Origin of the sequence: Methylobacterium sp. Leaf93 (genome assembly GCF_001422345.1) — a bacterium.
Taxonomy (GTDB): Bacteria; Pseudomonadota; Alphaproteobacteria; order Rhizobiales; family Beijerinckiaceae; genus Methylobacterium; species Methylobacterium bullatum.
Genome location: NZ_LMMS01000030.1, coordinates 152,833 through 176,919, shown reverse-complemented (window position 1 = coordinate 176,919; position 24,087 = coordinate 152,833). Strand labels below are relative to the sequence as shown.

The 24,087-nt window shown below is 66.8% G+C and carries 21 protein-coding genes; 9 read left to right on the top strand and 12 right to left on the bottom strand.

Going from position 1 to position 24,087, the window contains the following annotated elements; genetic code table 11:
- Positions 1 to 245 precede the first annotated feature (245 nt).
- Both ASF26_RS20775 and ASF26_RS20770 read left to right on the top strand, forming a co-directional pair.
- Entirely contained in the window at positions 246 to 1,997 is a 1,752-nt protein-coding gene (locus ASF26_RS20775) for an APC family permease (RefSeq protein ID WP_056258776.1), read from the top strand.
- A 200-nt stretch (positions 1,998 to 2,197) separates the two neighbouring features.
- The gene (locus ASF26_RS20770; RefSeq protein WP_056258773.1) at positions 2,198 to 3,331 is read left to right on the top strand and encodes an aminomethyltransferase family protein; all 1,134 of its coding nucleotides are present in this window, start codon (positions 2,198 to 2,200) and stop codon (positions 3,329 to 3,331) included.
- Between the two features lie 331 nt (positions 3,332 to 3,662).
- Here the strand turns inward: ASF26_RS20770 and ASF26_RS20765 are convergent, their stop codons facing one another.
- On the bottom strand, positions 3,663 to 4,721 hold the full coding sequence (locus ASF26_RS20765; RefSeq protein ID WP_056258769.1) for a LuxR C-terminal-related transcriptional regulator: 1,059 nt from the start codon (positions 4,719 to 4,721) through the stop codon (positions 3,663 to 3,665).
- A 597-nt stretch (positions 4,722 to 5,318) separates the two neighbouring features.
- Here ASF26_RS20765 and ASF26_RS20760 point away from each other — a divergent pair.
- A complete protein-coding gene (locus tag ASF26_RS20760; protein WP_056258766.1) occupies positions 5,319 to 6,674 on the top strand; it encodes an NAD(P)/FAD-dependent oxidoreductase in 1,356 nt (451 codons plus the stop codon).
- Positions 6,675 to 7,040: 366 nt separating this feature from the next.
- A complete protein-coding gene (locus ASF26_RS20755; RefSeq protein WP_056258762.1) occupies positions 7,041 to 9,419 on the top strand; it encodes an aminomethyltransferase family protein in 2,379 nt (792 codons plus the stop codon).
- 100 nt (positions 9,420 to 9,519) lie between these two features.
- Here ASF26_RS20755 and urtA read toward each other — a convergent pair whose 3' ends face one another.
- The 10 genes from urtA to ASF26_RS20705 form a co-directional block, all read right to left on the bottom strand.
- A complete protein-coding gene (gene urtA, locus ASF26_RS20750) occupies positions 9,520 to 10,770 on the bottom strand; it encodes an urea ABC transporter substrate-binding protein (RefSeq protein ID WP_056258868.1) in 1,251 nt (416 codons plus the stop codon).
- A gap of 221 nt (positions 10,771 to 10,991) precedes the next feature.
- Complete coding sequence (locus ASF26_RS20745) at positions 10,992 to 11,852, bottom strand: urease accessory protein UreD (protein ID WP_056258757.1); 861 nt, start codon at positions 11,850 to 11,852, stop codon at positions 10,992 to 10,994.
- 5 nt (positions 11,853 to 11,857) lie between these two features.
- Positions 11,858 to 12,493: an urease accessory protein UreG gene (ureG, locus tag ASF26_RS20740; protein ID WP_056258864.1), complete on the bottom strand. Its 636-nt coding sequence runs from the start codon at positions 12,491 to 12,493 to the stop codon at positions 11,858 to 11,860.
- A 14-nt stretch (positions 12,494 to 12,507) separates the two neighbouring features.
- On the bottom strand, positions 12,508 to 14,220 hold the full coding sequence (ureC, locus tag ASF26_RS20735) for an urease subunit alpha (protein WP_056258754.1): 1,713 nt from the start codon (positions 14,218 to 14,220) through the stop codon (positions 12,508 to 12,510).
- 10 nt (positions 14,221 to 14,230) lie between these two features.
- On the bottom strand, positions 14,231 to 14,926 hold the full coding sequence (locus tag ASF26_RS20730) for an urease subunit beta (RefSeq protein ID WP_056258750.1): 696 nt from the start codon (positions 14,924 to 14,926) through the stop codon (positions 14,231 to 14,233).
- 59 nt (positions 14,927 to 14,985) lie between these two features.
- Positions 14,986 to 15,705: an urease accessory UreF family protein gene (locus ASF26_RS20725; RefSeq protein WP_056258748.1), complete on the bottom strand. Its 720-nt coding sequence runs from the start codon at positions 15,703 to 15,705 to the stop codon at positions 14,986 to 14,988.
- Positions 15,705 to 16,169, bottom strand: coding sequence for an urease accessory protein UreE (ureE, locus tag ASF26_RS20720; protein WP_056258744.1), 465 nt, complete (start codon positions 16,167 to 16,169; stop codon positions 15,705 to 15,707). Before ureE ends, ASF26_RS20725 begins: the two co-directional genes overlap by 1 nt.
- A gap of 328 nt (positions 16,170 to 16,497) precedes the next feature.
- A complete protein-coding gene (locus ASF26_RS20715) occupies positions 16,498 to 16,719 on the bottom strand; it encodes a hypothetical protein (RefSeq protein ID WP_056258740.1) in 222 nt (73 codons plus the stop codon).
- A 108-nt stretch (positions 16,720 to 16,827) separates the two neighbouring features.
- Positions 16,828 to 17,556: a matrixin family metalloprotease gene (locus ASF26_RS23720; RefSeq protein ID WP_056258735.1), complete on the bottom strand. Its 729-nt coding sequence runs from the start codon at positions 17,554 to 17,556 to the stop codon at positions 16,828 to 16,830.
- A gap of 386 nt (positions 17,557 to 17,942) precedes the next feature.
- Positions 17,943 to 18,638, bottom strand: a complete 696-nt coding sequence (locus tag ASF26_RS20705) for a GntR family transcriptional regulator (RefSeq protein ID WP_200925972.1) — start codon at positions 18,636 to 18,638, stop codon at positions 17,943 to 17,945.
- A gap of 139 nt (positions 18,639 to 18,777) precedes the next feature.
- Between ASF26_RS20705 and ASF26_RS20700 the strand changes: the two genes are divergently transcribed.
- The 5 genes from ASF26_RS20700 (at position 18,778) to ASF26_RS20680 (ending at position 23,003) form a co-directional block, all read left to right on the top strand.
- The gene (locus ASF26_RS20700; protein ID WP_082477729.1) at positions 18,778 to 19,737 is read left to right on the top strand and encodes a PfkB family carbohydrate kinase; all 960 of its coding nucleotides are present in this window, start codon (positions 18,778 to 18,780) and stop codon (positions 19,735 to 19,737) included.
- Positions 19,738 to 19,794: 57 nt separating this feature from the next.
- Entirely contained in the window at positions 19,795 to 20,277 is a 483-nt protein-coding gene (locus tag ASF26_RS20695) for a hypothetical protein (RefSeq protein ID WP_056258724.1), read from the top strand.
- Positions 20,278 to 20,602: 325 nt separating this feature from the next.
- Positions 20,603 to 20,791, top strand: coding sequence for a hypothetical protein (locus tag ASF26_RS20690; RefSeq protein WP_056258721.1), 189 nt, complete (start codon positions 20,603 to 20,605; stop codon positions 20,789 to 20,791).
- Positions 20,792 to 20,968: 177 nt separating this feature from the next.
- The gene (locus ASF26_RS20685; protein ID WP_056258717.1) at positions 20,969 to 21,961 is read left to right on the top strand and encodes a DMT family transporter; all 993 of its coding nucleotides are present in this window, start codon (positions 20,969 to 20,971) and stop codon (positions 21,959 to 21,961) included.
- 25 nt (positions 21,962 to 21,986) lie between these two features.
- Positions 21,987 to 23,003 (top strand): zinc-binding alcohol dehydrogenase family protein, encoded by a 1,017-nt coding sequence (locus tag ASF26_RS20680; RefSeq protein WP_056258713.1) that lies wholly within the window; start codon positions 21,987 to 21,989, stop codon positions 23,001 to 23,003.
- Between the two features lie 18 nt (positions 23,004 to 23,021).
- Here the strand turns inward: ASF26_RS20680 and ASF26_RS20675 are convergent, their stop codons facing one another.
- Entirely contained in the window at positions 23,022 to 23,900 is an 879-nt protein-coding gene (locus ASF26_RS20675; RefSeq protein WP_056258709.1) for a LysR substrate-binding domain-containing protein, read from the bottom strand.
- Between the last annotated feature and the right edge of the window lie 187 nt (positions 23,901 to 24,087).

The window sequence follows — 24,087 nt, the reverse complement described above, 5'->3', positions numbered from 1 at the left end:
GTTCCTCGCTCTGGGCACGCCGGTGCGGCGGGAGTTTCGTGAGGGACACTCGAAACATCCTTCGGAAAACCTTCTGCGGCGCCGGTCCACCTTGGGGGAGCGGCGCCTCGACACAGACGATGCTCCGGGTGCTCCTCGACCCCGTCGGGACCGCGCGGGACCGCATCGCCCCGGGATCACACCTTCGGCGAGGGCACGGGTCGATCCGGGCCGAACCCTCGATACCACCAATGGAGATCTGAATCATGAGCACCGGACTGGCATCCTCGGCAAAGCCCGTGGCGGGCTTCACGTCCCCCGCCACCGGGGCGGTCGAAGACGGCAAGCTGCATCGCAGCATCAACTGGACGGGCGCGTTCTGGGTCGCGAGCGGCGTTCCCGCCCTCGTCCTGTTCTCTGTGGGCGGCATTGCCGGCAATACGGGCAAGCTCGCCTTCCTGATCTGGACGCTCTCCATGATCATGGGCTTCATCCAGTCCTTCACCTATGCGGAGATCGCCGGCCTGTTCCCGAACAAGTCGGGGGGCGCGTCGGTCTACGGGGCCGCGGCCTGGGTCCGCTACACCAAGCTGGTGGCGCCCCTCTCGGTCTGGTGCAACTGGTTCGCCTGGTCGCCGGTCCTGTCCCTCGGCTGTTCCATCGCGGCCTCCTACATCATCAACGCGGTGGCGCCGCAGCCGACAGCCACGTCACCGGCGGTGGTGCAATGGCTCGCCACCAACGGTGCCGCCCTGCAGATGGCTGATGCCGACAAGGTGACGGCGGCCATCGCGGCCGTGGCGCCCGGCATCCGCACCTGGACCCTGTTCACCACCACCCTCGGCCCGGTCTCGCTCTCCCTCAACCTGGCCTTCTTCATCGGCGCCGCGCTGATGCTCGCGGTCTTCGCCGTGCAGCACCGTGGTATTCTCGGAACGGCGAACGTCCAGAAGTATATCGGTCTCCTCGTCATCATCCCGATGTTCATCGTCGGCGTGGTTCCGCTGCTGATCCACGGCGTGAACTGGGAGAACTTCTCCCCCCTCGTCCCCCTCGCGGCACCGGCCGCTCCCGCGCCGGGTGCCTGGAACATCACGGGCTGGACGCTGGTCCTCGGCAGCATGTTCATCGCGGCCTGGTCGACCTACGGGTTCGAGACGGCGATCTGCTACACCAGCGAGTTCCGTGATCCCTCCAAGGATACGTTCAAGGCGATCTTCTATTCGGGCCTGCTCTGCCTCCTGCTGTTCACCCTCGTGCCCTTCACCTTCCAGAGCATGCTGGGCGTCGAGGGGATGCTGGAGGCCTCCATTGTCGATGGGTCCGGCGTGGCGGCAGCACTGGCGCACATGGTCGGCGGCGGTCCCATCGTCGAGAACTTCCTCGTCATGCTGATGATCCTGGCCCTCGTGCTCTGCATCATGACGGCGATGGCGGGGTCCTCGCGCACCCTCTACCAGGGCTCGGCCGACGGCTGGCTGCCGCGCTACCTCAGCCATGTGAACGAGCATGGCGCCCCGACGCGGGCGATGTGGACCGATCTCGTCTTCAACCTCGCGATCCTGGCGATCGCCTGTGCCGATGCGACGAGTTTCTTCTTCATCCTGGCTGTGTCGAATTGCGGCTACATCATCTTCAACTTCCTCAACCTCAACTCGGCCTGGATCCACCGCATCGACTCGGCGCATATCCCGCGCCCCTACCGCGCACCGACCTTCGTCTTGGTGCTCGGCGGCGTCTTCGCCTTCGTGAACGTGATCTTCATGGGCGCGGGCGCGAAGGTCTGGAACCCGATCGCCCTCTGGGCCGGCCTGATCACCGCCGCCCTGATCATCCCGGTCTTCTGCTACCGCCACTATGTCCAGGACGGCGGCAAGTTCCCGGCCGAGATGTACGAGGACCTGCATGTCGGCCCCGACGGTGCGGTGAGCCGCCGCCGGGCGGGAATCCTGCCCTACCTGACGCTGGCCGCCGGCGTCGTCGTGCTCCTCCTCTCGAACTGGTTCTTCCAGCTCTGATCGAACCAGGCTGCCGGGCGGTTCGCCCCGGCAGCCCGCCCGCGGGACGAGACAGGATCCCGCCCAATCAAAAAACGGAACGCTAGAGCTGCGCCCGACCACGTTGGGTCGGGGCACATCTCTAGGCCTTTGTTTTGCCGCGCTCTTTTTCGCCGAACCGGCATCCACTTCGGCGGGGAGCGCTCTAAGGGACAGCCGCCATGACCTACAAAGACCTTCCCCGCCAGTCGGCCCTCAACGAACGCCACCTGGCCCTGGGCTCGACACTCGACGCCGAGTGGAACGGGATGCCCATCCCCCAATCCTACAGCACCGACCGCTACGAGGAGACCACCATCGTCCGCTCGCGGGCGGGCCTGTTCGACGTCTCCGGCCTTCGCATCGTCAACGTCTCCGGTCCGGACGCGGAAGCGATGCTGAACGCGATGCTCACCAGCGACGTCGGCAAGATCGCGCAGGGCAAGTCCGCCATCAGCAACATCGTCGACGAGAACGGCTCACTGATCGACGACGTGCTGGTCTACCGCGACGGGCCGCAGGCCTTCCGCGTCTCGCATGGCGGCGGCAGCCTCGAAGACGTTCTTCCCGAATTCACCGAAGGCCGCGCCGTGGAAGCGGCCCGCGACGACGACGTCCACATCCTGTCGCTGCAGGGACCGCTGGCGCTCGCCATCCTCGCGCCGCACACGCCCTTCGACCTGCCGACGCTGAAGTATTTCGAGCATGTCCGCACGACGCTGTTCGGCCGCGACGTGTCCCTGGCGCGGGGCGGCTACTCGGCCGAGCGCGGCTACGAGGTGTTCTGCGCCGCCAAGGACGCCGTCGCCCTCTGGGACGCGATCATGCAGGCGGGCGAACCCTTCGGCATCGTGGCGGCCTCCTGGGACTGCCTCGACATCGTGCGCGTGGAGGGCGGCCTGCTGTTCTTCCCCTTCGACATGCCGAAGCCCGACACCACCCCGTGGGAAATGGGCTTGGCCTGGACCGTCGACCTCGACAAGCCGGATTTTCGCGGCAAGGCCGCCCTGCTGGCGCGGAGGGGCACCGAGCGTTTCAGCCAAGTCGGCCTCGAGATCCTGCACCATGAGGCGGTGACGCCGGGTACCAAGATCTTCAAGGACGGAATCGAGGTCGGCACCGTTAACAGCACCACCTACAGCCGACACCTGATGAAGTCCCTCGGCCTCGCCCACCTGCCTCCGGAACTCTCCGCCCTCGGCACGGAGGTCGAGGTCCAAACCGAGACCGGCCCGCTGGTCGCCAACGTGGTGCGGACGCCCTTCTACGACCCGATGCGCCTGCGCACCCATCCGGCCGACGAACGGACAGCCTGATACCGGGCGGCGTCCGCGTGAAACGGGCGGCCCGGGCGAGGATCCCCACCCGAGCCGTTCCCGCATGATGCCGGCTTCGCCCAAGAGCTTTTTCGATCGGGTTTGTCAGCGGATGTTCATGCAAAGATACATCACCTGCAAAGCTCGATCATCCAATCCGACCACCTCATCCTGAGGTGCCCTTTGCATAAGCAAAGGGCCTCGAAGGAGCCCTCCAGTCATCGCGCAATTCCTGGAAGACTCCTTCGAGGCCGCTGCGCGGCACCTCAGGATGAGGTGAAGCCTTGGAGAACAAACTCGAACAGGCTCCGAGCAGGTTCGCAATTCTTCCTCAGGCCGAGGGGAAGAACGGGCTGAACTTCTTGATGAGATCGCGCTCGGAGGTGACCTCCGCCTTCCGGTAGATGCGGATCTTGCAGTTCTTGACGGTGCCCTTGCCGATCCCCAGACTCTGCGCGATCTGGCCCGTGGCCTGACCTTTCATCGTCAGGGTCAGGATGTCCCGCTCCCGCGGGGTCAACGCCACCAGCACCTCCGCCGCCGCCCGGTAGCCCACCGATTCGTCCTGCGGCGCGGGCTTCGGCCCGAGCATGAAGATCCGGCCACCCGGCGCCAGGGCGAAGTCCCGGTCGAAGACCTCCGATGTGATCACGTGATCGCGCGCATGGACCGTCCGGATGGCGTCCGACGGCGCCAGGGTCTCGAGCATCGGCAGGATCGAGGCATCCGACTGGACGGCCCGCTTCCAGGATTCGTTGGCGAACACCTCCACGTCGTGCCGGTCGCGGATCAGGGTCGGCCGGTTGAGCAGCCCTTCCGCCTGCGTCCCGTCGGTGTAGCGCAGGTTGCTGAACAGATGGCCGAGATGGCTCCTGTGGCATCCCTCCAGGGCGGGAAAGACCAGCTTGGCCCGCCGGATGTCCTCCTGCGAGAAGACTCCGCGCTCGCGTTCGAGGAATAACCCGAAGCAGCAATGCCCCACCGTCGAGAAGAACATGCCGAGTTCGTCGGAAATGTTCGCGGCCGGCCTGAATATCTTGCTGTAGAGAATCGATTCCGGGCTGCTGTTCCCGATCTCCGACAGGGTCAGGATGCCCGGCTCGCCGCCGTTCTTCCAGTAGAGGGAGAAGGGATCGATGCGAAGGCACTTCTTGTTGTAGAAATCCACGATCTCGCTCGGAACCCCCGTCGTGTAGAGCACGTCGGGCGGGGCCACGCGCGAGTACCGGATGATCCACCCCGAATCGCTTTCCACGCAGAGGGCGAACAGGGACAGCAGATTTCGGTGAAAGCGCTCGGTTCCGATGGATGCGGCGACGTCGCCCAACCGGCTGTACCATTCGGCGGTGGCCAGCGGATCGGGTCCGCTCCGGATCGGTTCGTCAGTCATCCTGAAACGGTGCCATTCCCCATGAAACAGGCGCGTCGTCGAGGCGCCCGGTTTCGGGCACGTTAAGCCGACCCGCGTCCCGTCCCAAGCTCACTCACGTTAGACAAGGACGATCCCTCGCTCCGCAAGCGACTGGGTCCACACATCTGCTCAACGGTTTTTCGCTCTATCGAAGCAGGTTCGAAATGAGGCGCACCGAAACTCCCTCTCCTGAAAGGAGAGGCGACCCAAGCGGCCCGCGAGATGTGTGAGCATCGTCGTCCCACCGGGAAAGAGATAGGCCCGCGCCGGACGTCTGGGACGTGCCGCCCGGTTCGACTGGAAGGCTACCTGGCACGGTTCTCGCTTAACAGTAACCCCCTTTTTGTTTGCAATGCACAACTGAGCGACGACAGTAGTGCCAACAGTCACTATTGCACTGCTATTTCTCGGAGGCGTATAAATTTTCTCAGCAGGAATGTTCCGACAAGGTTTCGCCCTCGCCGGATCTATCCTCGGGGGAGAATGGTCTTTGGCGGGCGTCCGGCACCGATCGGGAACCCGCCATCGGGAGACCCGGACCGCCCGGCTCACGAGACATAGAACGGGGATCTGATCATGAAGAAGCGGGTTGCGATTATCGGCGCGGGTCCGAGCGGCCTCGCCCAGCTACGCGCTTTCGAGGCGGCGCGGCGCGCGGGCGAGGAAATCCCCGAGCTCGTCTGTTTCGAGAAGCAATCCGATTGGGGCGGCCAGTGGAACTACTCGTGGCGCACCGGCCTCGACGAGAACGGCGAGCCGGTCCACAGCAGCATGTATCGCTACCTCTGGTCGAACGGCCCGAAGGAGTGCCTCGAATTCGCGGATTACTCCTTCGAGGAGCATTTCGGCCGGCCGATCCCGTCCTATCCGCCGCGCGCCGTGCTGCATGATTACATCGCCGGCCGCGTCGCGCGCAGCGACGTGCGCAAGTACATCCGTTTCTGCACCCCCGTCCGCTGGGTGAGCTATTCGGAGGAGACCGGCCGGTTCACCGTGACGGCGAAGGACCTGATCAAGGACCAGCACCAGGTCGAGGACTTCGACTACGTCGTGGTGGCCAACGGTCACTTCTCGGTGCCCAACGTTCCGAGCTTCGAGGGGCTCGAATTCTTCCCCGGCCGCGTGATGCACGCGCACGATTTCCGCGTCGCCGACGAGTTCGCCGGCAAGCGCCTGCTGATGATCGGTGCGAGCTACTCGGCGGAGGATATCGGCACGCAATGCATCAAGTACGGCGCCACGTCGATCACCTTCAGCTACCGCACCAAGCCGATGGGCTTCGACTGGCCGGCGGGGTTCGAGGAGAGGCCGCTTCTGGAGAAGCTCGTCGGCAACACGGCCTATTTCAAGGACGGCAGCGATACCGAGGTCGACGCGATCATCTTCTGTACGGGCTACAAGCACACCTATCCGTTCCTGCCGGACGACCTGCGGCTGAAATCCCATAACTGCCTCTACCCGGCGGGGATCTACAAGGGCATCTTCTGGCAGTCCAACCCGAACCTGATCTATCTCGGGATGCAGGACCAGTATTATACCTTCAACATGTTCGACGCCCAGGCCTGGTATGCCCGCGACTACATGATGGGCAAGCTCGCGCTGCCGGGTCCGGAGGAGCAGGAAGCCGACATCGCCAAATGGCTGGCCTATCAGGACACGCTCACCAACCCGTTCGAAGCGATCGACTTCCAGACGGAATACGTCCGCGAACTCCTGGCGGCGACCGACTATCCGCATCTCGACGTGGACAAGGTCGCCGAGCTGTTCAAGGAGTGGGAGCACCACAAGATGGAGGGCATCCTCACCTATCGCGACCGTTCCTACCGCTCGACCATCACCGGAACATTGTCGCCGGCCCATCACACCACATGGATGAAGGCGATGGACGATTCGCTCCAGGCCTTCATGGGTCTGCCCCAAGCCGCGGAATGAGCGCGGAGCTGTATTGGAGCCTGTTTGAGGTGTTTATCCAAGACTTGACCTCATCCTGAGGTGCCGCGTAGCGGCCTGGAAGGAGGGTTCCAGGGATCGCGCGACAACTGGAGGCCTCCTTCGAGGCCCGCTGACGCGGGCACCTCAGGATGAGGAGGTCGGCCTGGATGATCGACTTTGGCAGCCGATTTACTTTGGCATGAGCATCCGCTGTGAAATCCGATCAAGCAGGCTCTTCGCGCGTAACCGTGTTGGAATCACGCCGTTCCCCGGCCTCACCGGGCAGCGGCCTCCGATGGCGATGACGGCCTCGAGCGGGGCGCGTCGGCCCGGATCCGTTGCGACCCCTTCACCCTGGGTAGACACATGAACCAGATCTGGATGCAGCCCGAGGGCACGTGGGGGGCAACGTCGCCGCGCACGCTCTCGTTCTCGGCACGGGGAGGGGCTTCTGCCTTCTTCGAGGTCGAGGCCGGGGATCGCCTGCGCATCGTCGATCCGGAGGGGCGCCAGCCCGCCCGGCTCTATGCCAGCCCCGGCGCGTTCGGAGAGGCGACACCGGGCGCCCCGCCCCTCTTGGATACCCTGCGGACACGAGGAGACGGGGCAGGCGGTCGATCGGTGGAGGCCGCCCTCGCGGCGCGCGGCATCGCGCCGTCCGATCTCGAAGCCCATGCGCTCTTCCATGCGGAATCCCTGCCGGGATCGAGCTTCCACACCACGGCGGCGGCGAATTCCGTCTGCGTTCTCGTCATTCCCGGCGGCCCGATGGCACCGGACGCGCAGGATCCGCCGACCGATCTGCGGGTGGAGATCGAGCCCGCCACATCCCTCGAAGGGAGGGCACCGCCGCCGCTGGCTCCGCCCCTCCTCGACCTGCGCGTCAAGGCCGCCACCGCCGAGGCTTTCTCCGTCAAGGCCGGTCAGTACATCCAGATCATCGACGTGGACGGGCGCCAATGCGCGGATTTCCTCGCCTTCGATGCCGTCGCCCTCGAAGCGGGTGACGAATACGGCCTCGACGCCACCACCACGCATACCCTGATGGGATCGACGGCGCCGAAGCCCGGCCTGCTGTCGAAGTATTTCGACGCGCGCATGGTCCCCCTGGTGGAGATCGTCCAGGACACGGTCGGGCGCCACGACACGTTCATGCTCGCCTGCTCGGCCAAGTATTACGAGGATATGGGATATCCCGGCCACTCGAACTGCACCGACAACTTCAACGCGGTGCTGCGCCCGCATGGAGTCCGGCCCAAGAAAGGCTGGCCGGCGATCAACTTCTTCTACAACACCGCCGCCGGGCCGGACGATACGATCACCATGGACGAGCCCTGGTCACGCCCGGGCGATTACGTCCTCCTGCGGGCGCTGACCGACCTCGTCTGCGCCACCTCGTCCTGCGCCGACGACATCGATCCCGCCAATGGCTGGTTCCCCACCGACATTCACGTTCGGGTGTATGATTCCGAAAGCGCTTTCTCCAAGGGTATGAGCCACCGCATGACCCCCGATGCCGAACCGCGCCTCACCCGCGAATCCGGGTTTCACCCGCGCACCGCCGCCCTGACACGCAAGATGGAGGATTATCGCGGGTTCTGGGTGCCGACCTGCTTCAACGCAGCCGGCCCGCTGGAGGAATACTGGGCCTGCCGCGAGCGGGCCACGATCATGGACCTCTCGGTGCTGCGCAAGTTCGAGGTGATCGGGCCCGATGCCGAGGACCTGATGCAGCTGGCGGTGACGCGCAACGTGCGCAAGCTCGCCGTCAATCAGATCGTCTATACCGCCATGTGCAACCCACATGGCGGGATGATCGACGATGGCACGCTGTTCCGTCTCGGCCAGAACAACTTCCGCTGGATCTGCGGAGACGAGTATTCCGGTGTCTGGCTGCGCAAGCTCGCCGTAGACCACAAGCTCAAGGTCTGGGTGAAGAGCTCCACCGACCAGCTCCACAACGTCTCCGTCCAGGGGCCGAGATCGCGGGCGATCCTGTCCGGCCTCGTGGTCAGCCCGCCCCAGGAACCCACCGTCGACGAGTTGAAATGGTTCCGGTTCACCGTCGGGCGCATCGACGGCGTGCCGGTCCTAGTGTCGCGGACCGGCTATACCGGCGAACTCGGCTACGAGGTCTGGTGCCACCCGAGTCAGGCGACCGCGATCTGGGACTCGATCATGACGGCCGGCGAGCCGGAGGGTCTCACGCCGATGGGGCTCGCCGCCCTCGACATGTTGCGGATCGAGGCCGGCCTCGTCTTCGCCGGATACGATTTCTGCGACCAGACCGACCCGTTCGAGGCGGGCATCGGCTTCACGGTGCCAAAGGACAAGCCGGACGCGTATATCGGATCGGAGGCCGTGGCGCGGCGGCGGGACAACCCGCACAAGCGGATGGTCGGCCTCGACGTCGCGGGCAACGAACCCGTCGGGCACGGCGATCCGGTCTATGACGGCCGCACCCAGGTGGGCATCGTCACCAGCGCCACGAAATCACCGATCCTCGGCAAGACCATCGCCCTGGCGCGCCTCGACGTCTCCGCGGCGGAACTCGGCCGGCCGGTGGAGATCGGCAAGCTCGACGGCCATCAGAAGCGGCTTTCCGCGACGATCGTGGCGTTTCCCCATTTCGATCCCAAGAAGACCCGCGTCCGGGCGGAATCGCCCGCACGCGGCGATCAGGGACAGGCCGGCCTCGCCGAGTCCTCGCCGGAGAGCGTGGCAACGGCCTGCATCCCCGCTTGAGCGAAGAGCGCGGCGGGGCCTTCCGGAGATGCCGCCGAGCAGGCGGATCTCGGAAGGCCCCCAACGCGCCGCAGGGATTTCGGCCTTGGGGTGACGTGTCCTATTGATACCCTTTGGGGAAAGGGTCCGGCTTGATCAGCTCCGGGCTCGTATAGACGATCTCGAACTGGCCATCGGCCTTGGCCTTGCCGACGCGGGTCTTGGACCAGAGGTGGTGGTTCGGATCGACGCGCACGTAACCTTCCGGCGCGGCCTTGAATTCCAGGCCCGGCGAGGCCGCGACCACCTTGTCGACATCGAACGAGCCGGCCTTCTCGCAGGCCATCTTCCACAGGAACGGGCCGAGATAAGCGGCCTGGGTCACGTCGCCGATGACGGTCTTCTCGCCCCACATCTTGTGGAAGGCGGCGACGAAGGCCTTGTTGTTCTCGTTGTCGATGGACTGGAAGTACTTCATGCAGGAATAGGCGCCCGCGATGTTGTCGCCGCCGATGCCCTCGACCTCGTCCTCCGTGACGGAGAGGGTGAGCAGGGTCTGTTTCGAGAGATCGATGCCGGAGGCCTTGAGCTGCTTGTAGAACGCCACGTTCGAGCCGCCGACCACGGTGACGAAAATCACCTTCGGCTTGGTGAGCTTGATCTTGTTGATCACCGAGTTGAACTGGGTGTGGCCGAAGGGGAAATACTCCTCGCCGACGACCTTGCCCTTGAGCACGCTCTCGATATGCTTGCGGGCGATCTTGTTCGAGGTGCGCGGCCAGATGTAATCAGAGCCGATGAAGAAGAACGTGTCGCCGCCTTTCTCCTTGTTGACCCAGTCGAGGCTGGCCAGGATCTGCTGCGTCGCCTCCTGCCCGGTATAGATGACGTTCTTGGACTGCTCCAATCCCTCGTAGAAGGTCGGATAGTACAGGAGGCCGTTATACTGCTCGATTACCGGCAAAGCCGCCTTGCGCGAGGCGGAGGTGAAGCAGCCGAAGATCGCCGCGCAATGGTCGTTGACGAGGAGCTTCTTGGCCTTCTCGGCGAAGGTCGGCCAGTCGGAGGCGCCGTCCTCCTGGATCACCTTGATCTTGCGGCCGAGGATGCCGCCGGCGGCGTTGATCTCTTCGAAGGCGAGTTTCTCGGCCTGCGTGGCGCCGGTCTCGGAGATCGCCATGGTGCCGGTGACGGAATGGAGGATGCCGACGGTCACCTCGCTGTCGGTGACGGCGAGGCCGGTGGTGTTCACTGCCTCGGCCGCGAAGGCGGACGAGCTTTTCGTGGCGGCGATGAAGGGGGCGGCGGCCAGGCCGAGCAGCAACCGGCGACGGAGTTGACGATAAGCGGTGTCTTCGTCTTTCGACGCCATCTTTTCATTCCCCATTGATGATTGTGGAGGACATGCTTTCGTCCATCCACGGTTGCTCCCCGGAGCCGGATCACTCCAACTCGTCCGCGGAGCACTGTCGGGAAGAAAATTCGTTTCTTAAAGGGCAAATTGGCTGCACGCCGCATCATTGCTGAGCAAACAAGTCCCCCATTTCCCACAAGCCGTAGAAGTGGCCCGTACCCGCCGATCCGCGCCCGATCTCATTTGCGGCGGCGCGCAGGGGCGACACCGAACAGCGCCGCGAAGGCGACCGCGAAGACCGCATCCATCCCCATCGACAGGGCGCCCCCGTTGGGCGCGAGGACCCGCACGGCCAGTCCGGCGGCGTTGGGCAGGGGGCTCGCCCCGCACAGGCACCCCGCCGCATCGGCGGCTCCCTGCAGCGCGGCGATGTCGGGATGGCCCTCGACGCCCCCGAGGATCGCCATCGACCCATAGGCCGCGTAGGCGCCCATGGGGGAGGCAGGGCCCGCCAGGGTCGCGCCGTCGACCGAGGAGCGCTCGCTGACGAGGATGCGTCCATCCTCGGTCTCGATCCGCAGCGATAGCGTGATCCGGGAGAACGGCCGGCCCATGCCGGTCGGATCGTGGCTGGCGAAGCCTTCGCTGACGATGGCGCGAGCATCACGGCCGACGACGATGCGGGTGTCGAGATCCAGCGCCGCACCGGGAAACAGGATCATCGGATCGGGATGCAGCGCCAGGCTCGCGTCGCTGGCGATGGAAAGACGCGTGTCCTGGCGTGCGGCGTAAGCGCCGGTGTCATGGACGACGGTGGCCGATTGCGTGGTGACATGGGCACGGCTTCCGGGCCTCGCCGTGATGTCGAGGCTGAGGCGGTCGGCCCGGTAGAGGCCGCCGGAGGCGGATTGGAGATACAGCGTCGCGATGTCGGGATGGTCCGGATACATCCGGAACGGCCGGGTGATGTGAAACGGATAGGGCACAACCTGCCGCGATAGCACCGTGGTGCCACCGCCGCGCACGAAGACCAAGTGCGCCTGAGAATGGCGTGAGCGGCCCGCTCCCTCCGGCGAGACGCCCCGGACCTCCTCCTCCATGGTTCTCAAGGCGCGAAGAGCACGGCGCGGCAGATCGCATCCGCCACGGTGTCGATCCCGTCGCCCGAGCGGGCATTGGTGGCGATCATCGCCTTGCCGCCGCGGACGGCGGTGGCCTCGGCGAGCATGGCGGGGAGATCGATCCCCACATGGGGAGCGAGATCGGTCTTGTTCACCACGAGAAGATCGCAGCGCAGCACGCCGGGGCCGCGCTTCCTCGGGATGTCGTCGCCCCCCGCCACGTCGATGACGAAGATCCACCAATCCACCAGATCGAGGGAGAAGGTGGAGGCGAGGTTGTCGCCCCCGGATTCGAAGATGAGGAGGTCGAGGCCCGGAAAGGCCGCCTCCAGGGCGTCGCCGGCTGCGATGTTGAGGGTCGGGTCCTCGCGGATCACCGTGTGCGGGCAGGCGCCGGCCTCCACCGCCGAGACCCGGGCCGGGTCGATCAGCCCGGACCGGCGCAGGCGCTCCGCGTCCTCCTTGGTCACGAGGTCGTTGGTGACGATGGCGAGATCGACGCCGCGCCCCGCCAAGACCGGGATCAGACGCTCGATCAGCGCCGTCTTGCCCGACCCGACGGGTCCGCCGATGCCGATCCGCGCGGCACTGGCGCGGGTCGGGGAGGGGGTGGGGATCATCGCGGTGTCGGGCATTAGCGCAGCATGTAGCGTTGGGCGAGGGGAAGGACCTTGGCCGGTTCGCAGGTCGCGATGGCCCCGTCGACGAAGACGTCGAAGGTCTGGGGATCGACGCGGATATCGGGGCAGGCATCGTTCCAGAGCATGTCGGCCTTGCTGAGCGTCCGGGTGCCGTGGGCGGGCAGCAGCGCCTTGCGCAGGCCGAGTTCGTCGCGCAGGCCGCGCTCGATCGCCAGCGGATGGACGAAACAGGCCGAGAGCCCCTGCTTGGCCAAGCCGAACGCGCCCCATTGCGGGCGCAGCAGCATCGGTTCGCAGGTCATCAGCGAGGCGGCGGAATCGCCCATGGCGCCCCAGGCGATGAAGCCGCCCTTGATGACGAGTTCGGGCTTGATGCCGAAGAAGGCGGGGCGCCACAGCACGATATCGGCCATCTTGCCCTCTTCGAGGGAGCCGATGTGCTCGGCGATGCCGAAGGTGCGCGCCGCGTTGATGGTGTATTTGGCGATGTAGCGCTTGATCCGGGCATTGTCGCCGAAGCCGGCCCGGTCCTGGGGCAGGCTGCCGCGCTGGTCCTTCATCTTGGAGGCGAGCTGCCAGGTCCGGCAGATCACCTCGTGGATGCGGCCCATCCCCTGGCTGTCGGAGCCGAGCATCGAGATCGCGCCGATATCGTGCAGCACGTCCTCGGCGGCGATGGTCTGGGCGCGGATGCGGCTCTCGGCGAAGGCCACGTCCTCCGGCAAAGCCGGGTTGAGGTGGTGGCACACCATCGTCATGTCGAGGTGCTCGTCGAACGTGTTGACCGTGTAGGGGTTGGTCGGGTTCGTCGACGAGGGCAGACAATGGGGCAGGCCGGCGACGCGGATGATGTCCGGCGCATGCCCGCCGCCGGCCCCTTCCGTGTGATACATGTGGATCACCCGGCCGCCGATGGCGGCGAGCGTATCCTCCACGAAGCCGGATTCGTTGAGCGTGTCGGTGTGGAGCTGGACCTGGAAATCGTGCTCGTCGGCGAATCCCAGGCAGGCATCGATGGCCGAGGGCATCGCCCCCCAATCCTCGTGGATCTTCAGGCCCAGCACACCGGTCTCCAACTGCTCCTTGAGGGCTGCCGGCTTGTGGGTGTTGCCACGGCCGAGGAACCCGAAATTCACCGGCCAGTGCTCGGCCGCCTGGAGCATCTTGCCCGTGTTGAACGGGCCTCCGGAATCGATGCCCACGGTGATCGGCCCGAGCGAGCCGCCGAGCAGCGTGGTGATGCCCGACGCGATGGCGTGATCGGGCAGGGCGGCGGAATCGAAATGCACGTGGACGTCGAGGGCGCCAGGGGTCGCGATCAGCCCCTCGCAATCGCGCACCGTGGTGCCGGCGGAGACGATGAGGCGCGGATCGACCCCGTCCATGATCGCCGGGTTGCCGGCCTTGCCGATGCCGACGATCTTGCCGTGGCGGATGCCGAGATCGCCCTTCACGATGCCGAGCACGGGATCGATGACGAGGACGTTGCAGAGCAGGAAATCGAGGGCACCCTCGGCCGAGGTGATGCCGGGCGCCATGCCGATCCCGTCGCGCAGGGTCTTGCCGCCGCCATGCAGGCATTCGTCGCCGTAGACGGCGTAATCCTTCTCCACGACGGCGACGAGGGAAGTATCGGCGAGGCGCACGCCGTCCCCCGTGGTGGGGCCGTAGAGGGCGGCGTAGTCGCGGCGGGGGATCGTCACCATGATCGTCTCCTCATGCGCCCTTGAAGCCGCCGGCCTTGGCCCGTGCCAGGGCAGCGGCGCGCTCCGCTGGCGTGTCGATCGTCCCCTGGGTCAGGTCGTTCAGGCCGGTGAGCCGGCGCTCGCCGCCGAACCCCACCAGAGTGACGGTCTTGCGCTGGCCCGGCTCGAACCGCACCGCCGTGCCGGCCGGGATGTCGAGGCGCAGGCCCAAAGCCGCCTCGCGGTCGAAATCGAGGGCGCGGTTGACCTCGAAGAAGTGGTAATGCGACCCGATCTGCACCGGCCGGTCGCCGGTATTGACCACCTCGATGGTGGTGCGCGGACGCCCTGCCGCGAGCTCGATCTCCCCCTCGGCGGGCAGGATCGCGCCGGGCTCCAGCGTATCTTCCGGCGCCCCCTCGGCGGGCCGGATCGGCTCGTGCACAGTGACGAGCTTGGTCCCGTCGGGAAAAACGCCCTCGACCTGCAGGATCGGCAGCATCGCGGCGATGCCGGGCATGACGTCCCCGGTGGTGAGGATGGTCGAGCCCCACCCGATCAGGTCGGCGACGCTGCGCCCGTCGCGCGCGCCCTCCAGGATCTCGTCGGAGATGATGGCGACGGCCTCGGGATAATTCAGCTTGAGGCCGCGCGCGCGGCGCTTTCGCGCCAGTTCCGCCGCCGTGAAGATGGTCAGCCGTTCGAGTTCGGTCGGTGTCAGCAGCATTGGCGGTCCCTACGGCCTCGTCCGTTCCCGGAGCCGGGTTTCACCGCCCGGCGGCGGTTTCAATTCGCGAACAGGCGCAGATCGGCGCGGGCGTGACGCATGGTGGCGATCTCGATGAGCGGTGTGAAGGCGACGAGCATGATGTCGGCGTTGTCGGTTTCGTCCCCGCCCTCCTCGTCGGCTCCCTCCTCGGCCCCTTGCACAGGCCGGGCCGCGATCTCCGCCAGCACCGGCATCAGGGCGGAGAGGATGCGCTGCGCCTCGATGGCGCCGACGCGCCCGAGCCTCACGGCGGCGGTGACGAGGGCGGCGGCAGATTGGTAGCCGGCGATCTCGGTGACCGTGGTCTCGTCGAGGCCGAGGGAGCGCCACAGGGCGCCCTGCATCACCGCGAGGTGGCCGAGAAGGGGGCCGTCGCGCACCGCCATGCGCAAGCCTTCGGCCCCCGGCGTCCCGATGCGGCTATGGGCGGCGAGCAGCGCCCCGCCGTTGCGTCGGCTGCCCGTGCGCATGGGCTCAGGCAGGCAGGCCGCTTCCACGGCGGCGTCGATCCGGGCGAGGCGGGCGAGATCCCCTTGCGCGCGATGGGCCAGAACCAGGGCGACCCGGTCGCTGCCGGCCCAGCGGTGACGCAGGATGACCTCCACCGCATGGCCGAGTTCCGCCCCGCCGAGGCCGTCCGGGAGCGCCGCCAGCCCCTCGATCCCGTTCGAGAAGGCAAAGCTCCCGCTGGGGAAGGCCGAATCCGCCTGCTGGAGGGCGACGAGCCGCTGCAGCATCAGGCGGCTTCCGTCCGCCCGTCGACGCCATGGACCACGCGGCCGGACGCCGTCAGATCGCCGAGGCGCGCCAGATAATCCTCCGGCGGGCCTTCGAGGGCCACGAGCAGGTCTTCGCCGTCGAAGCGCACGCGCCAATGCAGGTTGCCGGCGTGGTAGCCGAGCTCGAGGGCGGCGGCCTTGTCCCTCGGCGTCAGCCGAAGCCAGCGTTCTGCACCGACCCGCACCACCAAGGCGCGGTCCGTGTCGAGGATCAGGACGGCACCGTCGAACAGGGTTTCCTCGCGGGGCAGGGCGATGGCGATGTCCTCGCCGCCCTGTGTGGTCGCCCGCAACCGCCGCCGGGCCGTGTCGGCGCTGTCGATGGCCAGGATGTCGACGGCATGGTGGTGATCGAGATGATGCAGGCGGTGTGCGATCTCGGGATCGAGCCTGCTGCCCACGATACGGTCGATGACGCGCATTCGGTCTCCACTCTCCCGGTGGGCTACTAAATTCACACATCTGCTCTTCCAGGCAGAGCGCGTTCCTCTCCCCTTGTGGGGAGAGGTCAGGAGTGGAGGTGGCGCCGCTTGCCTTCGCCAGCTGAGGGTCACCCAACCACCCCCACCTCCAACTCCTCCCAAGGGGGAGGAGAGCCGCCCGGCCCGCGAGATATGTGCCAATCGTAGCGGGGAGGTCCAGGAGAGGAAACTAACCGGGTTCGCATCTGAACGCCAATGCTTGCCGATGCTCGGGCGTTCGGAGCCCTGTGTCGACCAACACATGGGAGCGGGAGACGCTCGGGGCGCGCTACCCCGTCGCCGTCCTGGCGGTCAGCGGAGGGCGATAGAAGGCCCCGATCTCGCGGATCAGGTCGCGCCTCTGCTCCTCCACCAGATCGGAGAGAATGTCATCGCGATTCCGGTTGATGACCGACAGAAGGCGAATAGTGGGGTATCGGCCTTCGAAAACCACGAACACCTCCGATCCTTCATGGGGATCCAAAGGATCCAGGCAGTAATGGTTCGCCATGCCAGCCCTCCGAATCATCACGACGAGGGAAAACCTCTCATCGACATCCTTCCGATCACACGAATCATGGACCGTTTTCTCGATGCATCACGCATCTCCGACGGCGCGTCAGGCCGACACTACAGGATGATATCCGCCGTCTGGATAGGACATGACGGTGTATTTCCGCGTATCCTGCGCGTATTCGGCATTGCCATCGTAGGTGATAGGACCGCCGGCCCCGGCATCGTACTTGCCGGGATGCGAGAGGCCGAGGGTGTGGCCGATCTCGTGGACGTAGGTCTGCCCCCCGAAGGCGCCATAGAACGGGTCGGCATCGGTATCGTGGGTCGTCCAGCTCGAATTTATCCAGATCCGCTGCTTGGTGATCGTATCGATGCCATTATTCCCCTGGGTCACGGTGGGTGAGGCATAGGTGCCGCCTCCCTGGGTGACCGAACTGTAGGCGAAGCTGATGTCGTGATTGGTCGCGGACGTGGTCTCCACGAGCTCGATGGCGATCAGGTCGTCCCAGAGCTCGAAGGCTTCGCGGACCCGGTCGACCATCAGCGTGGTCATCGTCCTGTATCCAGTGGATTCCGTGAAGACGCTGCTCGGCGGCGAGGTCGAGGGGATCGCGTAGGTCAGCTGCGTCCCCGCCCAGGTTCGGGCGTCATCCTCAGGCGGTTGGCCGGGGCGGACGGTCCACGAGGTGATGAGCTGGTCGATGACCCGGGCGAGATCGCCGGGGGGAGGGGCGGAGGCCGCCACTGCCGCGAGCGAGGCGCTCTCCGCCGACGGTCCGGACATCCATTGCCGGGACACGAAGCCCGGCTCATCGCTGCACAGGATGCACATCGCCCGATTTCTCCCGTGAGTCTCCTGGCTCGCGCGCCGATCCAGCGGCTCGCGGGGGAAAGATCTTTGCGTGGAGGCCGTCGAGACATCGGCCTCGAATCGGTTCGTCCAACCGACTCAAGCGCTATCACGCAGCAGTAACGGAAGCTACCAAAACAGAACCAAAATAGTTGTGGCGACAGTATTCGGTGTTAACAATCAGAAATTGGTATCCTTCAATGGTACCAAAAAGGGGAAATGCCGGCGCGGCTCCCGCGATGCCGGGCCGTCGTCGAAACGCCGCCGCCACGACATCATCGTGGACGGCGCAGTCGCGGAGACGCGCCGAGATGTCGGCATCGGATCGTCTTCTCCGCGAGCGCGAACCGATCGCCCGGGATCAGGCCCTATGCCCGCAGGCGCAGACGGTAGGCGTAGGCGTCACCGCGAAAGAGCCCTTCGACATACTCGATCATGCGGCCATCGGCGCCGTAGGAACGGCGCTTGATGAGCAGGCAGGGAAGCGGTTCGGAAAAGCCGAAGATCGCGCATTCCTGCGGCTCGGGAGAGGCCGCCTCGATGGTTTGCTCGCAATCGACGAGAGGCGCGCCGCATTCCACGAGGCGGGCGTAGATGGAGCCCGACAGGTCCGCCTCGGCGAGGCCGGGCGCAATGCCGACATCGTACCACGCCTTCTCCACCGACAGGGGAATGCCGTCGCCGAGACGGACGCGTACGAGCCGGAGGAACCGGGCCGTGGAGGAGAGGCCGAAGATCGAGGCGATGGAGCGGTCCTCGCCCACCGCCCGTTCGAGGATGCGGGTGGAGGGGACGCGCCCCAGTTCCCGCATCTCCTCGGTGAAGCCCTTGAGGCGCTCCATGCCGGGCTTGATGCGGCGGAAGCCGTCCTCGACGATGTAGCCGTTGCGGCCATGCGCGCTCACCAGCCGCTGCTGACGCAGGGCATCGTAGCATTGCTGGACGGTCTTCCGGCTGATGCCGAGGTCGAGGGCCAGCTTTCGCTCGGCGGGCAGGGTGGCTCCGGCGGCAAGAAGACCATCCGTGATCATGGCCCGGAACTGATGCTCCAGTTGCCGATACATCGGGAGAGCCGTGTCGTTCTGGATACGGAGGCTCGCGAAAACGCTTTGTGTTCTGGTCAATGCGGCGGCATCGTAAGAAGGGCGGGCAGGGCGCGCGTCACACTCCCTCCCTTATATGACCTTGCGACGGACTGGCCACATGGGAAGCGCCTTCGTGCTCGGCAGTTTCGTCGCGGCGGGCACGTTCCGGGTCGACCGGCTTCCCCGTCCCGGCGAATCGCTGCTGGCCTCCGCCGTCGCCTGGGAAGCGGGCGGCAAGGGGTTCAACGTGGCCGCCGGCCTCCGCCGCCTCGGCGTGGAGGTGGACGGCCTGATCCCGGTCGGCACCGACCATCTCGCGGCGCTGGCCGAGCCGGCACTCGTGCGGATGGGCCTGCCGGCGTCGATGATCCGGGTCCATCCTGGCCCTACCGGCATCGGCGTCGGCTTCGTCGGAGCCGATGGCGAGAACTGCCTCGCGGTCCATCCCGGTGCCAACCTGCTCCTGTCGCGGGAGACCGTGCGCGCGTCGGCGGCAAGCATCGCCTCCGCCGCGATGGTGCTCGCGCAGTTCGAGATCGGCGACGACCCCATCGCCGAAGCCTTCGCGATCGCCCGCGGCGCCGGCGTGCCGACCCTGCTCAACCCGTCGCCGTTCCGGATGCCGGCGCGGGACCTTCTGGCCTCCACCACGATCCTCGTGGTGAACGAGACCGAGGCGGAGGCCCTTTTCGGGTCCCTGTGCCCCGGACGGGCCGGCACCGGTCCTCTGCGCGCGGCGGCGGAAGGGCTCGCGCGGGCGCTGCACGCGCGCGGCGTCGAGGCGCTGGCGATCACCTTCGGCGCGGCCGGGGCACGGATCGTTCTCGGCGGTTCGACGATCCTCGATCAGCCGGCCTACCCGGTGGCCGCCATCGACACGATGGGTGCCGGCGACGCCTTCACCGCGGGCCTCGCGGCCGGGCTCGCGGCGGGCCGGCCCTGGGATGCGAGCTGCCGGATGGCGGCGGCCTGCGGCGCCCTCATGGTGACCCGCGCCGGCATCCTCGACGGCTTGCCCGATCCGGGGGAGGTGACAGCCTTCCTCAGCGCACACGCGCCCGGGACGACGGCCCCATGACATGCGCAAAACCATGACCCGCGCCGCGTTCGCGCGCGCAAGACGAGGAGCCCGCTCATGGCCGTGACGATCCGTGCCCTGGACCCATCCTATGCGACGCTGGGGATCGCCCTTCACTTCCTCGCCCGCCGCGCGCCCTTCTCCGGTTTCCGCTTCGGCGACCTGACCCAGACCGCGGACGACCAGATCCGCCGCGGCCACGCGCTCTTCGCCTTCGACGACAGGCGGGTCGTCGGCTATCTCGGATGGCATCTCTACAGCCACGCGGAGGCCCGCGACTTCGCTCGGACGGGCAAGCCGCCGCCCCTCGACCGGCCCGACGGCGCCGATGTGGCCTGGGTGATGACGGCGGCCGCTTCCGTACCCCAGACGCTGATGGCGCTCGTGGAGGCCGGCAAGGCCCGGAACATCGGCCGCCGGGCGATGGGCGTGCGCTACAGGACAACGGGCAAGCGCGTGATCTCCGATCAGCTGATCGCGCCGCGCCGCCCGACGACGGGCGCCGTCCGGGATGAGGATGGCGGCGGGCCTCAGCGATAGGCGTCTCTTTCCGCGGAGGATTCTTTTAAGCAGGTTTCGCAGAAGTGGCCCGGGGTTCTGCGATCAAAACCCGCGATTCATCAGAGAACTGAGCAGCGTGAAGCGTTGGCTTGTTCGGTACACGACAGTGTGGCGACGGGCGGTGTGACGTGGTGGATTGACGGATTTCTGGCCAGAGGGATCCCGCCATGTCCTTGGTGTTTCCGCAACGCACTCATCGAAGACCTATCGGCGCATCTGGGTCTGAGCAAATCGCGTCTCGAAACGCTGAGCACATTGGTGATCGGGCTGATCCACGGCCGGGCAGTGAACCGACAGCATGGGAATGAAGACCCTCGCCCGAAAGAAGCATGGCCGACGCCAGAAATCCGGGTTCCGCATAGGCTTCGATGCCCTGCGAGACGGCCTCGTCAACACCCCGACACCGCCGCAGCCCTACGGGCTGAAAGCTGCCCAGACCGAATACGCCATCGGTGAATCGTGTACCGTGGTTGGCGTGCCATTGCGAACCTGATTAGCTCATAAGTAGTGTTCAGAAGAAAAACCGATCCCTCCGATCAGAACTATGCGCTTATCCGATCGCTCGCCCCACAGCATGCTGCCGGGGCTCGGGCGATCAAGGCGCGCTCCACGGACGCTCCGCTTCGGACCACGGGCAACTTCTCCGCGCGTGACACCGACGAGACCAGCCATGTCCGCCTCAACGATCGCCGCCACCCATGTTGTCCCCCGCATCCCGCCGGGCCTCGCTCCCGCGCGCCGCCACGCCGGTCTTGTCCAGTCGCGGCAGGGCGCGACTGCATGGCGCTCCTCCAACCTCCTTCTCGGCGGCGCGATCCTGCTCTGGGGCGCGAACTGGCCGGTGATGAAACTCGGCCTGGGCCACGTCTCCCCGCTCTGGTTCTCGGCCCTGCGGTTTGCCACCGGCGCGATCTGCCTGTTCGCCTGGCAGGCCGCCCGTGGCGAACTCCGCCTGCCCCGGCGCGGGGATCTGCCCGTCGTCGCCTCCATCGGCCTCCTGCAGATGATGCTGTTCACGGCGCTGGGTGTCCTGGCGATGACGCAGCTTCCCGCCGGCCGCTCGGCGATCCTGAGCTACACGACCCCGATCTGGGTCGTCCCGGCGGCGCTCCTCGTCTTCGGGGAGCGCATCGAGCGACGGCGCTGGATCGGACTCGGCCTCGCGAGTATCGGCGTCCTGGTCCTGGTCAATCCCTGCACCATCGACTGGCACGACCGGGACGTGGTCGGTGCCAACGCGATACTGCTCGCGGCGTCCGCCGCCTGGGCCGCGTGCCTCCTGCACCTACGCTACGGGCGCGGACCGTCCTCGGCCATCCAGCTCGCCCCCTGGCAGATGCTGCTCGCCGCCTCCGTTCTGGCTCCGATGGCGCTCGCGGTCGAGGGGCCCTTCAGCGGGGACGGAACGGGGGCGTTCTGGGCCTGCCTCGTCTTCGTCGGGCCGGTGGCCACCGCCTTCTGCTTCTGCGCCGTCAACGCCGCGAGCGCGAAGCTTTCGGCGAGCACGATGTCGACCACCATGCTGGCGGTGCCGGTGACCGGCCTCCTGACCTCCGTCGCAATCCTGCACGAGGCGCCCGGCCCCGACCTGATCCTCGGTTCCCTCGCGATCGTCCTCGGCGTCGCGGCGAGCGCCGTCCCGTCACGCAACTCCGGCTCCTGACCATACACACACGAGGACCACCCTGATGAAAGCCGTCGGTTTCTACACCTCTCTGCCCATCGAGGACGACAAGGCCCTCCTCGACCTCGATCTCCCCGCCCCGATACCGGGTCCGCGCGATCTCCTCGTCCGGGTGAGGGCGGTCTCGGTCAACCCGGTCGATACCAAGGTCCGCGCCCGGGCGGTGCCCGCCGACGGACAACCGCACGTTCTCGGCTACGACGCCGCCGGGATCGTCGAGGCAGTGGGCGCGGAGGCCAGCCTGTTCCAGCCGGGCGACGCCGTATTCTATGCCGGAGCCCTCGGGCGGCAGGGAACGAACGCCGAGTTCCATTGCGTCGACGAACGGATCGTCGGCGCCAAGCCGGCCACGCTCTCCTTCGCCGAAGCCGCAGCCCTGCCGCTCACCGCGATCACCGCCTGGGAAGCCCTGTTCGACCGGCTCGACGTGAGGACGCCCGTTCCGGGCGCCGGCAACGCCGTGCTGATCGTCGGCGGGGCGGGGGGCGTCGGATCCATCGCGACGCAATTCGCCCGGCGGCTCACCGACCTCACCGTGGTCACCACCGCCTCTCGTCCCGAGACCGCCGCCTGGAGCCGCGACCTCGGCGCTCACCACGTGATCGACCATACCAGGCCGCTCGGCGCCGAGTTCGCCGCGCTCGGGCTCGGTGCGCCGGCCTTCGTGTTCTCGACGACCAACACCGACCGGCACGTGGCGGAGATCGCCGAATTGATCGCCCCACAGGGCCGCTTCGCCCTCATCGACGACCCGGCGGTTCTCGACGTGGTGCCGTTCAAGCGCAAGAGCGTGTCGACGCATTGGGAGTTCATGTTCACGCGCTCGATGTTCGAGACCGCCGACATGGCCGCGCAGGGCCGTCTCCTCGGGGAGGTGGCGCGCCTCGTGGATGCGGGAACGCTGAAGACCACCGTCGCCGAAAGCTTCGGCCCGATCTCGGCCGCCAACCTGAAGCGCGCCCATGCCCTAATCGAGAGCGGTCGCGCCAAGGGCAAGCTCGTCCTGGAGGGCTGGGCATGAGAAGCCGCGAAGGCCGGGTCAGGCCGCGAGGGTGAGCGCGTCGTGGCTGGCCAGGCTCTGGGTCAGGAAGGTGATGAGCGGGGCGACGAGGTCCGGCGCGCGGTCCTCCCCCAGCACGGTAACGTCGGTCATCGGCAGGGCCGGCCACAGGTCCGGCGCGCGCAGGATCTGCATGCCCTCCTGCATGAAGGACCGCCCCAGCAGCGTCACCCCGAGGCCGCCCGCCACTGCGGCCTGCACCCCCATGAGACTGCTCGCCGTGCAGGCGGCGATCCAGTCCCGGCGCACGGAATCCAGGGCCGCGATCATCGACTCGCGGTAGGTGCAGGGCGGCGACAGCATCACTAGGCGAGCGGGCTTGTCGAAGTCGAGCCGGTAGTCGACGGAAGCCAGCCAGACCAGCGGCTCGCGCCAGATCACGCGCCCCCTGGCCTGCGCGCCGCTGCGCTTGGCGATGACCGCATCGAGCTGGTCCGCGCTGTAGGCTGCCAGCAGGTTGCAGCTGAGCCCCGTCATCAGGTCGATATGCACGTCCGGATAGAGGCGCCCGAACCGGGCGAGGAGCTTGGGCAACTGGCCGGGAATGAAATCCTCGGCGACCCCGAGGCGCAGCGTGCCGCTGGCGGGCGGATCGCGCCAGGTACGCATGAGCCGATCGTTGAGTTCGAGCATCTGGCGCGCCGCCACGAGCAACCGCTCGCCGTCGAGGGTGAGGCCGAGCGTGCGGCTCGTCCTGTCGAAGACGCGTCGTCCCAGAATCTCCTCCAGCCGAAAGACCTTCTGGCTCACGGCCGATTGCGAGCGGTGCACCACGTCGGCGGCGGCCGTGAAACTGCCGGTCTCGGCCACGGCGACGAAGGCCCTCAGCAGGTCGAGTTCGAGATCGGGAGAGCGCATCGGTCCGTCGACGTCCTGTCTGGTTCGCGCCGGGCCCCTCGCCATCCCGCGGACCTGCGCCCGAGGCGGCGGCAAGCGGCCTCGCGACGACAATGACCGCATTCCGGAGAAACGAACATCGTAGAGTTCCGATCGCATCCAGAAGTCGATCGAATGGAAGCGGCCTATCCCGCAAAGCCGCCCCCCG

What these genes read in the sequence shown, in the direction of transcription:
- ureE (WP_056258744.1), bottom strand. Translation starts at nt 16,169, where the DNA reads ATGCGCGTCATCGACCGTATCGTGGGCAGCAGGCTCGATCCCGAGATC.
- ASF26_RS20700 (WP_082477729.1), top strand. Translation starts at nt 18,778, where the DNA reads ATGGGAAGCGCCTTCGTGCTCGGCAGTTTCGTCGCGGCGGGCACGTTC.
- ASF26_RS20775 (WP_056258776.1), top strand. Translation starts at nt 246, where the DNA reads ATGAGCACCGGACTGGCATCCTCGGCAAAGCCCGTGGCGGGCTTCACG.
- ureG (WP_056258864.1), bottom strand. Translation starts at nt 12,493, where the DNA reads ATGATCCCCACCCCCTCCCCGACCCGCGCCAGTGCCGCGCGGATCGGC.
- ASF26_RS20675 (WP_056258709.1), bottom strand. Translation starts at nt 23,900, where the DNA reads ATGCGCTCTCCCGATCTCGAACTCGACCTGCTGAGGGCCTTCGTCGCC.
- ASF26_RS20725 (WP_056258748.1), bottom strand. Translation starts at nt 15,705, where the DNA reads ATGCTGCAGCGGCTCGTCGCCCTCCAGCAGGCGGATTCGGCCTTCCCC.
- ASF26_RS20680 (WP_056258713.1), top strand. Translation starts at nt 21,987, where the DNA reads ATGAAAGCCGTCGGTTTCTACACCTCTCTGCCCATCGAGGACGACAAG.
- ASF26_RS20755 (WP_056258762.1), top strand. Translation starts at nt 7,041, where the DNA reads ATGAACCAGATCTGGATGCAGCCCGAGGGCACGTGGGGGGCAACGTCG.
- ASF26_RS20745 (WP_056258757.1), bottom strand. Translation starts at nt 11,852, where the DNA reads ATGGAGGAGGAGGTCCGGGGCGTCTCGCCGGAGGGAGCGGGCCGCTCA.
- ASF26_RS20730 (WP_056258750.1), bottom strand. Translation starts at nt 14,926, where the DNA reads ATGCTGCTGACACCGACCGAACTCGAACGGCTGACCATCTTCACGGCG.
- ASF26_RS20705 (WP_200925972.1), bottom strand. Translation starts at nt 18,638, where the DNA reads ATGTATCGGCAACTGGAGCATCAGTTCCGGGCCATGATCACGGATGGT.
- ASF26_RS20695 (WP_056258724.1), top strand. Translation starts at nt 19,795, where the DNA reads ATGGCCGTGACGATCCGTGCCCTGGACCCATCCTATGCGACGCTGGGG.
- ASF26_RS20715 (WP_056258740.1), bottom strand. Translation starts at nt 16,719, where the DNA reads ATGGCGAACCATTACTGCCTGGATCCTTTGGATCCCCATGAAGGATCG.
- ureC (WP_056258754.1), bottom strand. Translation starts at nt 14,220, where the DNA reads ATGGTGACGATCCCCCGCCGCGACTACGCCGCCCTCTACGGCCCCACC.
- ASF26_RS20765 (WP_056258769.1), bottom strand. Translation starts at nt 4,721, where the DNA reads ATGACTGACGAACCGATCCGGAGCGGACCCGATCCGCTGGCCACCGCC.
- ASF26_RS20770 (WP_056258773.1), top strand. Translation starts at nt 2,198, where the DNA reads ATGACCTACAAAGACCTTCCCCGCCAGTCGGCCCTCAACGAACGCCAC.
- ASF26_RS20690 (WP_056258721.1), top strand. Translation starts at nt 20,603, where the DNA reads ATGAAGACCCTCGCCCGAAAGAAGCATGGCCGACGCCAGAAATCCGGG.
- ASF26_RS20760 (WP_056258766.1), top strand. Translation starts at nt 5,319, where the DNA reads ATGAAGAAGCGGGTTGCGATTATCGGCGCGGGTCCGAGCGGCCTCGCC.
- ASF26_RS23720 (WP_056258735.1), bottom strand. Translation starts at nt 17,556, where the DNA reads ATGTGCATCCTGTGCAGCGATGAGCCGGGCTTCGTGTCCCGGCAATGG.
- ASF26_RS20685 (WP_056258717.1), top strand. Translation starts at nt 20,969, where the DNA reads ATGTCCGCCTCAACGATCGCCGCCACCCATGTTGTCCCCCGCATCCCG.
- urtA (WP_056258868.1), bottom strand. Translation starts at nt 10,770, where the DNA reads ATGGCGTCGAAAGACGAAGACACCGCTTATCGTCAACTCCGTCGCCGG.